Here is a 15,172-nt window from a genome sequence, read left to right on the forward strand (position 1 = left end):
AAAGATGATTTTTAGAAAATTTTTGCATGACGTTTTGTTAACGATTTTGTAATCGTTTGATTAATTTTCTTTATTTGCTAATTTTTATGTAGAAAAATTTGTTTTGAGCAGGTGATTAGCAATACACCGTAAGTTCAATCCTACAGCGGAAATTAACGGATTTATTATATCTCCTATTACTCCTTTTAAGTAATTTCTGCCAACTCTACCATAATGCTTAAGGTGTCCTATTATCGGCTCTATAGCACTTCTTCTCTTGATCATTGCCTTATCATCTGAGGATAGCTTCTTCTTGCAATATGGGCTATACACCTTGTCTTTTTCTTTAAAATTATTCCCCTTATAGCCTAAATCAACAAATGTCCTGGCTATTCCCACTCCTGTTAATTTCTTTACAACCTCTACAGTCTGCGATAATGTATGACCATCATATGGATTGCCATGAAATGATTTGGCCGCTAATACAAAATTACCTCGACCACTTACTGCTATCGAAACCTTGTTACCAAACTCATAGGGTTTGTTTAATTTCCCTTTACCTATGCACTCTACCTCCGGTGCGTGAAAACTATATAATACTTTATTATCCTCCTTATATCGCTCTTTCTCTGCTTTACTCAGTATAGATTGTGCCTGAATCTTTTTAATCTTATTTAGTATTTCTTGCTGCTTTAATGACAAACTTAACTTTGTTTTTGCTATTTCTCGCTGACATATTCTTATTAAACGACCCAGCAATATCTTTAAATGTTGCATTACCTTCTTACGTTTTTTGGCTTTACTATTATCCTTATATTTCCATAATTTTACTATGTCTTTTTTATATTGCTTGGCATATGTCTCATGTAACTTAATGCCTAAAGTATGACATAACTTTACTAGCTCTATTCTTGCCTTATCCATCAAATACACATCATGAGGATACTTAATATTCTTAATTTGTACTGTAGTATCAACGATTATCGATGCTAAGTCTTTTTTTTTAAGCACTCCGACTTTGCAACCAATTCTTGTTAATTCTTTTAATATCTCATTATATCCTTCTTCCCCTAATATAGCACGAAACCTTCGTATACTAGCTTCTGATATCTCAGCATCTTTCTGCAAATATTCCCAACCACAAAAATATTGCCAATATACGTTCTCTCTCAGCTCTTCTTCAGCTGCAGCATCTGACAGGTTATACATCGCTTGCAGCATAGTTACTCCAAGTAATAACCTGTGACATCTGCGATTCCTACCAAATTTCTTGATATTAACATTTGTCAATAACCATTCCTCTAAAACAGTCCAATTTATTAACGATCTTAATTTATATAACTTGTTATTAGGGTTTAATTCTTCGGTCAATTTATAACCAAAAAGCTGTCCTTGTTTTTGGGATTTTATTATATCTTCTATCGGCATAATTCATACAATCCATAAGGTTTCTGCCAATATTATAGCATTTTCTTATGGATTATCTAGATATTTTTACCCGCTAACCATATTATATATTATCCTTCTAGACTTTTGACGGGGAGACTAGGTATTAGAGGTATAGTTATGCTCATAGGATTAGGTGATAAAGAACATAACGATTGTAAGTTGTCATTCCCGCGAAGGCGGGAATCTAGATACCTGCTTTCGCAGGTATGACACAAAGTTTGTATCACCTAATTCAATAGGTTTCACTATAATACATGTTTGCGGTTAAAAATCACATCAAAATCCATAAGATTTTCACCCTATTTTATCAAAAACCTTATGGATTTACAAAGTTTTTATAACCTAATCACAGTACCAAGCTTGTCATCCCTGCGAAAGCAGGTATCTAAAATAGTCGACAAAAAGCCATGAGATATTATAGATTCCTGCCTACGCAGGAATGACATCCTTTTTGTTTAAACATAGCAGATGTTGTATCTTTAGACTTTTGACGGGGGGACTATGGCCACGAAGTGGCGTGGCGATCCAAATAAACAGCTTGTTGTTTTATTTTTGTCATCGTAATTTCTGGATTGCCGCGTCGCCGCTTTGCGGCTCCTCGCAATGACGGTTATTCACCTAAATACAACCGGTCTTTTTCTGCTATTAGTTGTGACTTTTAAATCGCCCTGTCATTTACTCCCCATATATTTCTTTGCGTTTTTTATCAATATAATATTCACTTATTAGCAATCCTATAGCATGAATTATAAAAATAGGGAGGAGAAACTTAACTTGCAACCAAATAGCAGCATATATTTTTATTATTTCGTTACCCTTTTCTGGATAAACGAAGTATCTTTCACTCCAGATTGTAGCAGATATGCATATTAGCATACAAAAAATAGTAGCTACCAATAGCAAAGATGGTTGATAATGTATCCACTTACGATAATAAAGTTGCATATGACGTTTTATTATTAAGTATACTGGGTTAAAAATAAACATTGTGGCTAGAAATATTGCTATTAATATATACATGATATTAGTTTCTTGAACATTTTGGATATCTATTATGTTAAATTTGATCATTAAAGAGTGAACGATAAGAGCTATGGCAAAGGTAAAGGAATAAATCACAATAAAACTAGTTACAGAAGCTTCTAGAAAGTTATAAATATTAACGATAAAGGAGTAACGCCTAGCAACAATAATAATCATAGATATCATACCGACTACAATCATAGATCGTGCTTGTTCAGACAGCATATAATTTTTTGCAACAGATACTAATTCAGCTCGATCATATATACGAGACGTAGTTACTATAAACATTACTAGGCAGAAAAATAATAATAGGTAAAAATATTGGTATATGAACTTAAATACAGGTTCAGTTTTATTCAATAGAGGTTTTGCCTTCTTGTGCAATAAAGGCTCTATCTTTAGGAGTAAATTATAGACCAAACCAGTCTTAAAAGATGCTGCACTATGCATATCTATTCCTGGCTGAACTCGCTTTTTTAATTGCTGAATTTGTTTTTCTAATTCTTTGAACTTTATAGCTTCTTTTTCTTCATTAGCCATATAATTAAACCTGAGCTGCTGTAAGCTTAAATTTCTCTATCACTAACCCATTGATAAGCACTAGGATCACTAAATACTTGTCGTAAAAATTGATTATTCAGAGCATGACTAGTTTTATAACCAGTAATGTTAGCTATTAGATGACCTCCTGTAGTATATAAATCTCCGAATAGATCGAGAAGTTTGTGCCGCACAAATTCATCGCTATATCTAAGTCCATCGTGATTTATTATAATATCTTGATCTATACCTATAGCATTATCGAGAGAGGCACCACGTGCCAACCCCTTACTTTTTAAATATTCAAGTTCATGGACAAATCCAAAAGTTCTAGCATCAGCAATATTATTTTTGAAAGATTCATTTTCTGAGAAGAGTAAATTTTGCTTGCCAATAGCTTTGCTAGCAAAATCTATTGTCATATCAACCGTCATACTATGAGAGGGGCTACACACTAGCTCACAATCTTTGTGAATTGCCCTAATTTCTTTTAAGATTTTTAGGTATTTCTTTGGGGCATTTTGTAATTTTCGACCAGCACATTCTATCATAAAAACAAAAGCTTTACTGCTACCATCCATTATCGGCACTTCAGAACCATCGATTTCAATTATTAAGTTGTCGATCCCACATCCCCAAAGAGCTGCCATTAAATGCTCTATAGTTGAAATGGAAATATTATGCTCATTTTTTATGGTAGTAGAGAAAGAAGTCTCTGAGACATTCAAACAACTAGCTTGAATAAAGTTTATCTCTTGCCTTACATCAGTTCTGACAAAGACAATGCCAGTATTTTCTGCAGCTGGTCTTAAAGTCAACTGAGTAATGTTACCGGAATGAACGCCTACCCCATAACAACTCACAGGGCTTAGTATGGATACTTGCATTGGTCAATTCTACTAATATTTTAGAAATTCGAGCTATTTTAGTACCTTAACCAATTATATGCAAGTTACATTATGTTACAAAATATTACACCAATAGACTCTTTATATTCTCAAAAATTTACTATTGTTATTTTAGTTGGTATTTAATAGTAAGGTTCAAAATCCCTCCACCAACAACTCCAACATAAATCTTAATATTATTTTTACCATTTCGTAAATATGGCATCAGATTAATTGGTGTTGACAAGCGAGTAGCTCTATATATGTCGGGGGCTTTTACAAAATCTTCTTCTTTACCAGTTTTAGAAATGTAAACAACACAATTATCAGCTTTATAATCTCTACATTTTATATCCTTAAACTCATGGTTAGGGGGACCGGTATAAATAAGTTTATCATTGACTTTAATCATTAAGTAATCATCATAATACGAACCAGTTCCACCTATTGTAAAAGAGTTCAGTATATTAGTATTAGGTATATCAAACTCATAATTTGCCCAATGTAATGTATCTGTTAGATCTGCTACAGAACCGTGTGGACCACCAAGTACAGAGGTACCAGTTTTAGTTAAAGGATCATAGCTATTTTTAACAGGAAAACTATCTTTGAAATCGCTTGTATATTTGGAACTAAGAGCAGTGCCTTCTTTACAACCAACGCCATTTGGTAATACCTCAAAAGCAATGGTTTTGCTATCTATATTTGATAAACAGTAACGTTGCAGTGGTTTATTCGGATCGATTACTACCCAACCAGGTTTGCAAGTACCTAATGCCAAATGACCTATTTCTGTTCTTGGGTCACTTGGGTTATCAGACCTCCATGTTGCGTTACCATTGATATCAGTCGGGGTAGAAATTGCTTCACATTTAGGAACCTTAATTGGAGTACAAAAACCTAATTCCTGAGAAGTTTTATCTCGGATTGCATAAATCTTAGGATCATATTTAGGCACCTCCTTTTCCTTAGAAGCAGGATCGTAATGCTGCCCGGTATTTATCTTGTCTCCTTGCAATGGGGAGGGATAACTTCTATTATTGAAATCTACAGACACTTTACATACCTCAACTCCTGGATTACGATCATTTGTATAACAATGTATAGTATTGCATTTATAAATTGTTATACCCTCAATAGTCTTTATAGAGTTACAATTAGTAATAGATTTACATAGGGGAAGAAGGTTTTGATATTGTGTACTTTGTTCCTTAAAGTTTAAACAATCAATTGTATCTGATTCAAGTAGTTTTGCTAGTACACAATTAGTATTATTTACTCCAGGAATACATTTCTCTATATCTTTTAATTGTAAACAACCATGTGTTGCCCCTTGAATATATTTACCATTTATATATTCAAGACCTTTCAAATATATCGCATCTGTAATAGGTTTTCCTTCAGTATCGTAGGGAGCCTTTTTGTTGGGTTCCTTGTCGTTTTTGTATTCACCATATATCGTTGAAGGATTCATAGAGTTTTTCCCAGAAAAAGGTATAGCAGTATATATAGCTGGAGGAGTATTAGAAATATATGCCATGAAGGAAGTAAAATTATATCCTGCTAAATTTATTATTTCTTCTATCTTTTGTTTATAATTTGAGTTTACCAACAATGGTGTAACAACAGTGCTAGTTAAATCAACCTTCTCCCCTTCTGTGTCTAATACTTGTATTGACGCAACAAATTGGGGGGTATAATAGCTATTATTAGGGCAAATAACTTCGGGATCTACCCCGCACTCTTGGGTTAAGATTTGGTAGCCGTCTGTCACTCTTTTTTCACAACCGACCAGCTGATCTCCTTCTGTTACACAAATAGACTGTGGATCACGGCGAAAATCAGGGTCTAAGGTAGTATCCAAAAAAGCATCTTTAGCAATTGATACAACAAAAGGCCGGTTATTGCCATTATTATCTTTGAGTTCAAAGGATTTCTTTAGTGATAATAAATTGTTACCATCCTGACTTTGTACCTTAGGAAATTCAATCTTAACATCGATAAATTCTCCAATATTTATTCCCCATATTTCTTGACAAGTAGTTTTACCATTTGCCTCACGGCTGTTACAATCAGGCAGATCATCAACATAATAATCACTTGGTTTAGAATGCTCGCCTATTTTTTGTGCATAGACTATCCTAAACCCATCTTCACAACCATTTTCAGTAACGCTACACTTAAAATCAATTTTTGTGTTAACACAAGGTTCTGTATTACCAACTGGACACTTTTTTATTGCATCACGTTGAACGGTAGCAATATGAATCCCTTTAGCTGAAGCAAATGGACCAAGATTATTTATTACTACACATTTATCGGTTTTTTGAGGATTTTCTTTATTTTTACAAAGAGGTATCAGATTATCTAAACTAACACGCACGACATTATGAATAAGATTATTCCTTAATTTAGATACCACACACGGTGCATCTGAAGACTGAACAAACAGTTCGTTTTTCTTCTTACCTTCTTTCTTCTTGCTACATACCGACTTGGTAGTGGGAGTAATAATTAATGGAGCTAATTTAGGACAATATGGGGGTGGGAAAGGGCCAAATGGTAACTCAACACAACCAAATTCGTAATCATCAACAGAACGATTTAGTGTCCCAATTGTTTTTAGGATCTCTTTTGCTATATCATACATCCATTGTTGCTCAAGAATATATCCTACCCATTTAACCATTTGTTTTATAACATCAAGACCTGCTGTGTTTTCAGCCCCCAGCATATCTAATAACTTACCCAATAGTGCTGACATAGTCAGACTAGTCTTAATATCTATTAAAAATACCAGGACTTTTGTAAGAGGGTGTAATTCATCTGTTTTATGAAGAGGCTGTCTTACTGGGTTCCAGTCCAGCGGATCTAAGTGAACTCCGGTAGCTGAAACAAGATTCACCAAACCAGGATCACTATATGCACATAACTTTGGTCTATCAAATTTAATAGGCTTTCCATCCTCTCCTATTGGTGACGTATCATCTTCTGGAAAACCAACATCATTCAAGTGCTTCCCAGGAGTGTAACCAGGATCTGCGGGCGTTCCTTTACTATTTAATGACGTCGGTTCAACTGCTGGGACAGCAATTCTAGCACAAATTCTGAGTAGAGGTAAGGCATAAGCCCCAGGCCATATTACACATTCACCATCCCAATTTAGAGAAGTGGATTGATTCCAGCAGGCAAATGCATTGCAACTTTGAGTTCTTATGCGAATTTTTGGTGCAAAATAAGAACTTTCTGTTGTATGTTCCGCACAATGCTGCAGATAAAAGCCAATCCAATTCTCAGGAGGATCAAATTGAATTAAGCAATTATCTGCATCACGTCCATCCCGCCTATTCCATGGAGGACATAGAGGGTTTGGCTTTATTGTTCTTTTGACCTCATTGTTCCATGTTTCATTTATCTCACCATAACCACAATTGCAGGGATTATTTAAACATTCTGCAACTCCATTCCAAAATGATGCATAACTATTGCTTGAGTAAATCAACAAGAACAATACTAGATAATATTTTTTTAGCACCAAATTCCTCTTCCAACTAAATACGATTTAATGCTATATACAAAGAATTAATCCAACTATCAGGATGTCCTGGATATTGTTGTAATATTTTTTGATATATTTTTAATTCCTCAGTTCTACAAGATAAAATTTTAATAATGCCAATTAAACTTCCTATACTCAGCTCCACAGCAATAGATTGGCTATCTTGGCTTATTAAGAACATTCTAGAAGCAATCGTAAATTTCGATAATTTCTTGATTTCTGATTCATTTAACCCTAAAATTTGGTCTAAATACTGCAATTTTATTTCTGATGGTAAAATTATTTTAGTATCTGTTAAGTCCAACCAATTCTGTAACACCCTTGTTTTTATCGACTGCAAATAACTGAAATTAAAATTACTAACCATGACTCCATTATTTTTCAGCAATCTATTAGAAATCATCTGTGATATGTTATCAAAATTTTCAGGTCTATACAAGGAATCAAGATTATCTATTACTAATATTTTTGGACTCTTCCCTGTAATAGTTAAATGATAGTTAAAAGCATATATTAACCCTACACATAAACTATTATGCTTAGTTAAATTCATTGAGAATGCTTCTAGAAGTTTTCTATCTGTTGGATAAAAACGTTCAGTAAAGGACTTCTCAGAGAAAGAATATAAATTAAATCCTATTATATTGCCTTCGGATAAAGGAAATTTATCACTATCAAATATACCATCATATAATCCTCCTTCTGCATAATCAGTTAATTTTAGTTTGATTAACTCCCCACCTTCTATAGAAAAATCGATTATTTTTAAAATGGATGAAAAATTACGATCCTTATTATCTAAACTGTGAATTTTATCAGCAAACTTTTCTAGAAAAGCTAATTCGACCTCGTTTAAGGGATAAAAAGAATTATTACAAATTATCTTAAGAAATTCGATAATAAAATGCTTTGACTCTAGAGTATCATCTAGTAAAAACGGATTTATTAGGTTTTTTTCTTTTTCAATCCACTGCCCTTCAATTGACTCAACAAAAATCTTTGAATTATTATTGTTGGAAAGATACAATATTGTTGGCTTATACTTAGTTGCTTCAGAAATTAAAAAATTTGTTAGTACAGTCTTACCAGTATTGGCTGTGCCAAAAATACAAGTATTTCCTCTGTTATTACTTTTAGCATGAAAATTCATAAAGTAAGGTGTTCCCTTCTCCGTTCTAAGCAAAGTTATTGCTTTACCCCATATGTTATTTTGACTTCCAGTCGGAAAATTATGTAATGAAGCTAAGGCAGCTATATTTTCGATAATTGTTGGAGCCAACCTTCTAATATAAGAGAAGTTGCCTGGAAGTTGTGCCCAAAATGTCGACTCTAAATTTATATCTTCTCGTACATGGACAACCCCAATTTTAGCAAGTTCCTTAGATGCCTGAGCAATTGATTGATCCAATTTGTTCAAGTCTGATCCTATAATAGCAATGGAAATTTGTTGTTTACAAAATTGGTTTGGGATTGAAGCATCAAGATTCATTATCTTGTCTATTCCGGTAATTTCAGCAAGCTTAGCATCTTTACTAACTTGTAAAATATATGCCTGTTCTTCAAATGCTTTAGATACTTCTTTTTTATCAACGAAATAAAATATTTCTGTTGCTATTAATTCTACAGGTAATTGTAAGAATCCATCAAGGGCAGCTGAGGATACTTCTTGATATTCCTTTATTGAAATAATGGATGCAAACTTTTTACCATGTTGGCTTATTACTTCAATCTTATCATTACCAACTGCGTATTGATTGGACGCTAAAGCCTTAGATAAATTGGCGATTGGCACTAAGCAATATTCCTCGTTGAGATGGACTATTCTACGATATAAAAACATCAGGTCAGAGTAAGATTCCTCCTTTTCAAATCTTATTCCTAACTTTACTGCACCAAAATCTTGTAAATCCAAAAGTATTGTATCAACAGTACTATTTAGCATTTTAAAAACACTATCTAAGTAGTTATTTTGGTAATTGACAATTTTATCGAAAGACAAAGAAGTTATCAAAGAGTTAATATCTTTAACTTTAATGTTATTAGAATCATAAATTATTGAGATATATAAGGTATTAACAAATTTATCATCCCAGTAATTTTTTTGTTGCCATAGATTGTGAATATTAGCTGGTAACAATTTATTGTAAGGAGTTGGGTCATCTAAGTTTGTCTTACGTCGTACCGTATGTATCCAAAATGCAAAATTTTTATTATGAGCATTTTTCTTGATAGCATTACGCACTACTTCTCGTAGATTGAATAGCTTATCACTAATATTTTCTGCATTAATGCCGTTTATTTGGATAGTCTGGAGTAGTTCCCCATTCTTAGTTAACAGAGTATTTTCATTATAGTGACAAGCAATTGGAATGAAATTCTCTGCAGAATTATTGTACAAATCCTTATCAATTTTTCTTGAATTGCTAGCTATTTTAAACACCAATGATACCTACTAAATAAACATATATTATTTATATTCTTTTGTTTTTAGCATAATTATCTCAATCTTTCATACTTAATATTTAATTGTATGAATTCGTTCTAACCCACCCATATAACTCACCAAAACATCTGGAACCGTTATTGAACCATCTGTATTTTGATAATTTTCTAGAATTGCGATTATTGTTCTACCAACTGCTAAACCAGAAGCATTTAACGTATGCACAAAAGTAGTTTCGTTGCTACCAAATTCTTTATATCTAGCTTTCATCCTTCTCGCCTGAAAATCTCCACAATTAGAACAGCTTGAAATCTCACGATATAGATTCTGACCTGGCAACCATACTTCCAAATCATAGGTTTTTTGTGCATTAAATCCCATATCTCCAGTACAAAGCAACATAACTCTATATGATAAATCAAGTTTTTTTAGAATGGTTTCAGCTGCATTAGTTATATATTCATGTTCACGCTTAGACTCTTCAGCAGTAGTTATTGTAACCAATTCCACTTTACCAAATTGATGCATACGTATCATACCTCTAGTATCTTTACCACTACTTCCAGATTCTGATCTGTAACAGGGGGTATAAGCAACATAACGTATAGGCAATTCTTCCCTAGCTATTATAGTATCAGATACCATATTAACAAGAGGTACTTCTCCTGTTGGAATTAGCCGGTAATTATTCGTCGTCTCAAACGACTCTTCTGCAAATTTTGGCAACTGACCACTATTATACATGGCAACTGGTCGTACTAAAGATGGAGGAGATAATTCAGTAAAGCCAAATTCCTGAGTATGAGTATCAATCATAAAATTAATCAATGCACGCTCTAGCTTTGCTAAATCTCCCTTGAGAGTTACAAATCTACTACCAGACATTTTAGCAGTACGTACAAAATCCATCATACCTAAACTCTCACCAAGCTCAAAATGCTGCTTAGCTAACAATGGTGATGGTTTTGTTGTAATGTCTCCAACTGTTCTAATAAGCTTATTCATACTTCCATCAGTACCATATGGTACGTCATCATCAGGAAGGTTTGGCAGTACTTCCAACATATCGTTGAGCTGATGATTACTATTTAATTTTAGAGTCAGTTCTTCTAATTTTTCATTTATATGATCCACATCACGCTTTAGTTCTTCAAATTCCTTACTAGCCTTGTTAGGTATGTTACCTAAAGATCTAGATTTTTTCTTTCTTGCATGTTGGAATTGTTGGATAAGATTAGTTAACTGACGTTTGCTTTCATCTAGTTTAGTAATTTTATCGGACATTGGAGCAATTCCCCTTTTGATAAGTAAATCATCAAATTCCTGTTTATTTTCCCTAATCCATTTTATATCTAGCATCTATTTTCCTCGGTTTTCTACAAATTTACACATAATTATTGAAGTTTCATATAATAAAAGCATTGGTATTGCAAGGGCAAATTGGCTCAACACATCCGGTGGAGTTAAAATACCAGCAATAATGAAAATAATTATTATAGACCATCTTCTCTTGTTCACTAAGTCTTTTGCTGTTAATATTTTTAATAAATTTAATATTAACATAATAATTGGCAATTGAAAGGCTACACCAAAAGCAATAATTAGCTGAATTACTAAATTTAAATATTCGCTAACTCTAGCTTCTAGAATTAGAGGAATAATGACATTATCATTTTCAAAGCTCAAAAAAAATTGCCAGGCACGAGGCATAACAAAGTAAAACACAAAGATACCCCCACACCAAAACAAAACAGGGGACATAAAAAGAATAAAAGCCGCATATTTTTTCTCATGTGGATATAGTCCAGGTTTTATAAATAGAAAGCATTCTATGGTGATAATTGGCATAATCATGAGAAAAGAAACAAAAGCCGCAAGTTTTATGTAAGTAAAAAATGCTTCAGTAAGACCAGTATAGATTACCCTTCTTATATTAGCATGACTTAATTCTGCAAGTGGTTCTAATAAAATATCATATATATTACTACTAAAATAATAACAAATAATAAAACCAATAATGAATGCAGTAAATACTCGTAATAATCTAGCTTTTAGCTCTAGAAAATGCTCTTTAAAGGTATATGATTTCATAAATTAACTATTTATAATATTTGTCAGCTCAACTTAATGTCATTTCTGCAAAAGCAGGTATAGTTATGCCTATAGGATTAGGTGATAAAGAACATAACTATTGTAAGTTGTCATTCCCGCGTAGGCGGGAATCTAGATACCTGCTTTCGCAGGTATGACACAAAGTTTGTATCACCTAATTCAATAGGTTTCACTATATCTAGCAGGGCTGTCGAAAGTTAGAAAAGGAAGCGGTTTTAGGTAAGGCACTTTAAAAGTCGTATGTGGTCAACGTCATTGCGAGGAGGCGTGAGCCGACGAAGCAATCCGCAAAAGTAACCAAAAATGGATTGCTTCGTCGGCTCACGCCTCCTCGCAATGACGCCGGTTATTTTTCCACAACTTTTAAACTACCATGATGACCTCTAAACCAGCTTCCTCTTCTAACTTTCGACAACCATGAAGTATTATAGATTCCCGCTAGGAATAACATCAAATGTATTTTTGCTTGAAATGAGCTAATCATTTTTCTCTAATTCTTGCGACAATACCTCATCAAGTTCTTGTCTAAGATCTTCAGAAAGTTTTTTCATTTTATTGGGAGATTCTTTGGATTGTGATTCTTTTAACACATTTGTAGTATCAATATTCTCTGATTTTATAGGTAACTTAATGGATTCCAAACTATTTTGTGGTAGAGTTTTTATAAAATTCTTACTTAAATTATCTAGATAGGGAGTAGTCGCGGATTCTTTAAGCCATTCCGGATATTTATCAATGGTAGTATTTTGCATAACATCTTTTAGCGTTTTTGCTTGCAGATAACTGCCAGAAAAGAAAATTGTTAAGATTAGAAATAGGAATAAACAAATAATCATACCTCTAAACATACCAACGCCTAAACCCAGAACTCTGTCAATAAGTCCACCACTTATAACGGAAATCATCAAAAGAAATTTATTGGTTAAAAAAGAGCATAAAATCCAAGATATAATGTAGGAGATAATCCCAGAGCTAATTACCAATGCAATATGGTTAATAAAATACGGAGTAATGATTTTAGTAATATATGGAGATAGGTAATAGGCAAAAATAATTGAAAATATAAAGCCAAGTAAGCTGATAGTAAGTTTTACAAGTCCCCTATAGGCTCCAAGCATTGATGAAGCAGTAATAATTGCCAGTATTGTTATGTCAAACCAAGTAAACATTAGACTTTTTAAAAAATTACTTTAGGTTTAGAACAGATAGGGTATATTTATTATCATATTCAAAATTTTTATTGAATAGGCGTAATTTAACACTATATGTATCTAAAAGCTAGTGTATTAATAATAATTATAGACTAAATAAATTTTACAATACAATAAACATTATGAATGAAAATAATAAAATTTTTGATAATTTGTCTGGTAAGGTTTTGATAGCTACTCCTTACATGCTTGATGGTATATTTAATAAGTCACTTGTTTATATGCTGTCTCATACAGCAGAAGGGGCGATGGGCTTAATTTTCAATAATTTAGTAAATCATATAGAAATAAAATCGTTCTTCAAAATATCTGATGTTCAGGTAGATAATATTATGATGCCTATCTATTTGGGAGGACCAGTTGAGCATGAACGTGGATTCTTCCTGCATTCTGATGATTATAACGAGAATTTATTATTGAAGTTTCAGAATCATCTAGCAGTTAGCTCTAATCCTCAAATACCTCATGATATTGCTTCTGGTCATGGCCCTAAAAATAGTTTATTTATTATTGGCTACACTTCTTGGAAAGCAGGGCAGCTTGAAGCAGAGATTAAGGATAATTTGTGGATAATAACAGATTGTGATAAAGAGTTTATTTTCTCTGGTCATCCAGAGCATAAGTGGCACAATGCTTTGCAAAATCTTGGTATCAAAGAATCGCACTTTACTTCACGAATGGGTAATGCTTAACAATAAAAACTAATAATTTGAAAAAGTCAATTCTTCAAGTTATTATAGTAGCTTATAGGCTAGGCGATGCACACAAAATTCTTCAACGTCATTGTGAGGAGTGTGTAAGCACGACGAGGCAATCCTGTTTTGTGTCAACCTTGCGAAAGCAGGTATCTCTAGATTCCCGCCGTTGCTAAGAATGACAACTTACAATTACCGCATCGTAACTAAAGCGGCTCCTCGCAATGACGTTTAACTGAAAGATGTATACATCTCACTAATTATGTGTGCATCGCCTAGGCTTATAGGAGGATACTTTGACGTGGGTTGTTTTTTGTATAGTGATCGTAGGGTTACTAATCTATGATCTTGGTTTTGCCAACAAAGAAAATAAGGTATTAACCTTCCGCCAAACTATTTATTTTAGTCTTTTTTACTTAATTATAGCATGCCTCTTTGGTCTTTTTATTTTCTTTGATATGGGAGGAGAAAAAGCCCAAGAATATTACACTTGTTTTTTTATAGAAAAAGCCATGTCATTGGATCATATTTTTATTATTTTAATGATTTTCCAATTTTTTTCTATTCCTTTGATCTATCAACATCGAATATTGTTTTTGGGGATTCTAGGGGTCATAGTGTCTAGAGCTATAATTATATATTTAGGCGTCATTGTTATCTCAAAATTTTCTTGGTTATTATATGTTTTTGCGATTATCCTTATAATTACAGGTATAAAAACTTTCTATATATCAAATAAAAATTTGAAAGTGCAAGAATCGTATATTTATAGAATCCTACAAAAATACTTTAATCTTACCCCAAAAATTTCTGGTTACAAATTCTTTATTAAAACTAGCAAAGGTATCAGTATTACTCCTCTTCTTGCATCATTAATCATGATAGAAGTCATGGATATTGTGTTTGCCATTGATAGTATACCAGCAATATTTGCTATCACTAAGGATCCTTATATAATTTATACTTCTAATATTTTTGCCATATTAGGTTTACGTGCCTTATTCTTGTGTTTAGCTAATGTTGTTAAGCAATTTAGTTATATAAAATATTCACTAGCATTAATATTAATATTTATTGGTATAAAAATATTCGCTGAACATGTTATTCATATTCCATCTTATACTACCCTGGCTATGACAATTATTCTTTTGTCTCTTGGCATTATTATCTCTATTATTAAGAAAAAACGTATATAATTAACGTAATAAGTTAACAATTATACAATAAGAAACAACTATGGTTTCTTAATATTATAAATAATAAAATTAAAA

The 15,172-nt window shown here is 32.8% G+C and carries 13 protein-coding genes and 1 pseudogene; 6 read left to right on the forward strand and 8 right to left on the reverse strand.

Annotation, left to right across the window (positions count from 1 at the left end):
• Positions 1–84: 84 nt before the first annotated feature.
• Positions 85–1,407, reverse strand: coding sequence for an IS5 family transposase (locus ACQH2P_RS00620; RefSeq protein ID WP_425362593.1), 1,323 nt, complete (start codon positions 1,405–1,407; stop codon positions 85–87).
• A 154-nt stretch (positions 1,408–1,561) separates the two neighbouring features.
• Between ACQH2P_RS00620 and ACQH2P_RS00625 the strand changes: the two genes are divergently transcribed.
• Complete coding sequence (locus ACQH2P_RS00625; protein WP_425362600.1) at positions 1,562–1,696, forward strand: hypothetical protein; 135 nt, start codon at positions 1,562–1,564, stop codon at positions 1,694–1,696.
• A gap of 407 nt (positions 1,697–2,103) precedes the next feature.
• Here ACQH2P_RS00625 and ACQH2P_RS00630 read toward each other — a convergent pair whose 3' ends face one another.
• The 6 genes and pseudogenes from ACQH2P_RS00630 to tatC all read right to left on the reverse strand — a co-directional run bounded on the left by ACQH2P_RS00630 (position 2,104) and on the right by tatC (position 11,974).
• Positions 2,104–2,994, reverse strand: coding sequence for a hypothetical protein (locus ACQH2P_RS00630; protein WP_425362601.1), 891 nt, complete (start codon positions 2,992–2,994; stop codon positions 2,104–2,106).
• Positions 2,995–3,020: 26 nt separating this feature from the next.
• Positions 3,021–3,881, reverse strand: coding sequence for a UDP-3-O-acyl-N-acetylglucosamine deacetylase (gene lpxC, locus ACQH2P_RS00635; RefSeq protein WP_425362602.1), 861 nt, complete (start codon positions 3,879–3,881; stop codon positions 3,021–3,023).
• 127 nt (positions 3,882–4,008) lie between these two features.
• Entirely contained in the window at positions 4,009–7,416 is a 3,408-nt protein-coding gene (locus ACQH2P_RS00640) for a hypothetical protein (protein ID WP_425362603.1), read from the reverse strand.
• A 16-nt stretch (positions 7,417–7,432) separates the two neighbouring features.
• Entirely contained in the window at positions 7,433–9,871 is a 2,439-nt protein-coding gene (locus ACQH2P_RS00645) for a VirB4 family type IV secretion/conjugal transfer ATPase (protein WP_425364070.1), read from the reverse strand.
• An 84-nt stretch (positions 9,872–9,955) separates the two neighbouring features.
• Positions 9,956–11,242: a serine--tRNA ligase gene (gene serS / locus ACQH2P_RS00650; RefSeq protein WP_425362604.1), complete on the reverse strand. Its 1,287-nt coding sequence runs from the start codon at positions 11,240–11,242 to the stop codon at positions 9,956–9,958.
• Positions 11,220–11,974, reverse strand: a pseudogene (gene tatC, locus ACQH2P_RS00655) (twin-arginine translocase subunit TatC). The gene serS and the pseudogene tatC overlap by 23 nt, the downstream one beginning before the upstream one ends.
• An 81-nt stretch (positions 11,975–12,055) precedes the next feature.
• Here tatC and ACQH2P_RS00660 point away from each other — a divergent pair.
• A complete protein-coding gene (locus ACQH2P_RS00660) occupies positions 12,056–12,196 on the forward strand; it encodes a hypothetical protein (RefSeq protein WP_425362605.1) in 141 nt (46 codons plus the stop codon).
• Positions 12,197–12,237: 41 nt separating this feature from the next.
• Positions 12,238–12,372 carry a hypothetical protein gene (locus tag ACQH2P_RS00665; protein WP_425362606.1) on the forward strand — a complete coding sequence of 45 codons (135 nt, stop codon included), beginning with the start codon at positions 12,238–12,240 and terminating at the stop codon, positions 12,370–12,372.
• A gap of 99 nt (positions 12,373–12,471) precedes the next feature.
• Here the strand turns inward: ACQH2P_RS00665 and ACQH2P_RS00670 are convergent, their stop codons facing one another.
• The gene (locus tag ACQH2P_RS00670; RefSeq protein WP_425362607.1) at positions 12,472–13,164 is read right to left on the reverse strand and encodes a CvpA family protein; all 693 of its coding nucleotides are present in this window, start codon (positions 13,162–13,164) and stop codon (positions 12,472–12,474) included.
• A 164-nt stretch (positions 13,165–13,328) separates the two neighbouring features.
• Between ACQH2P_RS00670 and ACQH2P_RS00675 the strand changes: the two genes are divergently transcribed.
• From ACQH2P_RS00675 to ACQH2P_RS00685, 3 genes are all read left to right on the forward strand, one after another.
• A complete protein-coding gene (locus ACQH2P_RS00675) occupies positions 13,329–13,898 on the forward strand; it encodes a YqgE/AlgH family protein (protein ID WP_425362608.1) in 570 nt (189 codons plus the stop codon).
• Positions 13,899–13,998: 100 nt separating this feature from the next.
• Positions 13,999–14,136, forward strand: a complete 138-nt coding sequence (locus ACQH2P_RS00680; RefSeq protein ID WP_425362609.1) for a hypothetical protein — start codon at positions 13,999–14,001, stop codon at positions 14,134–14,136.
• A 61-nt stretch (positions 14,137–14,197) separates the two neighbouring features.
• On the forward strand, positions 14,198–15,097 hold the full coding sequence (locus ACQH2P_RS00685) for a TerC/Alx family metal homeostasis membrane protein (protein WP_425362610.1): 900 nt from the start codon (positions 14,198–14,200) through the stop codon (positions 15,095–15,097).
• The last annotated feature ends 75 nt before the right edge of the window (positions 15,098–15,172 follow it).

This window comes from Candidatus Tisiphia endosymbiont of Hybos culiciformis (genome assembly GCF_964030975.1).
GTDB lineage: Bacteria > Pseudomonadota > Alphaproteobacteria > Rickettsiales > Rickettsiaceae > Tisiphia.

Excerpts from the sequence above, each read along its gene's own strand:
- ACQH2P_RS00620 (WP_425362593.1), bottom strand. The coding sequence starts at position 1,407 with ATGCCGATAGAAGATATAATAAAATCCCAAAAACAAGGACAGCTTTTT.
- ACQH2P_RS00630 (WP_425362601.1), bottom strand. The coding sequence starts at position 2,994 with ATGGCTAATGAAGAAAAAGAAGCTATAAAGTTCAAAGAATTAGAAAAA.
- lpxC (WP_425362602.1), bottom strand. The coding sequence starts at position 3,881 with ATGCAAGTATCCATACTAAGCCCTGTGAGTTGTTATGGGGTAGGCGTT.
- serS (WP_425362604.1), bottom strand. The coding sequence starts at position 11,242 with ATGCTAGATATAAAATGGATTAGGGAAAATAAACAGGAATTTGATGAT.
- ACQH2P_RS00670 (WP_425362607.1), bottom strand. The coding sequence starts at position 13,164 with ATGTTTACTTGGTTTGACATAACAATACTGGCAATTATTACTGCTTCA.
- ACQH2P_RS00675 (WP_425362608.1), top strand. The coding sequence starts at position 13,329 with ATGAATGAAAATAATAAAATTTTTGATAATTTGTCTGGTAAGGTTTTG.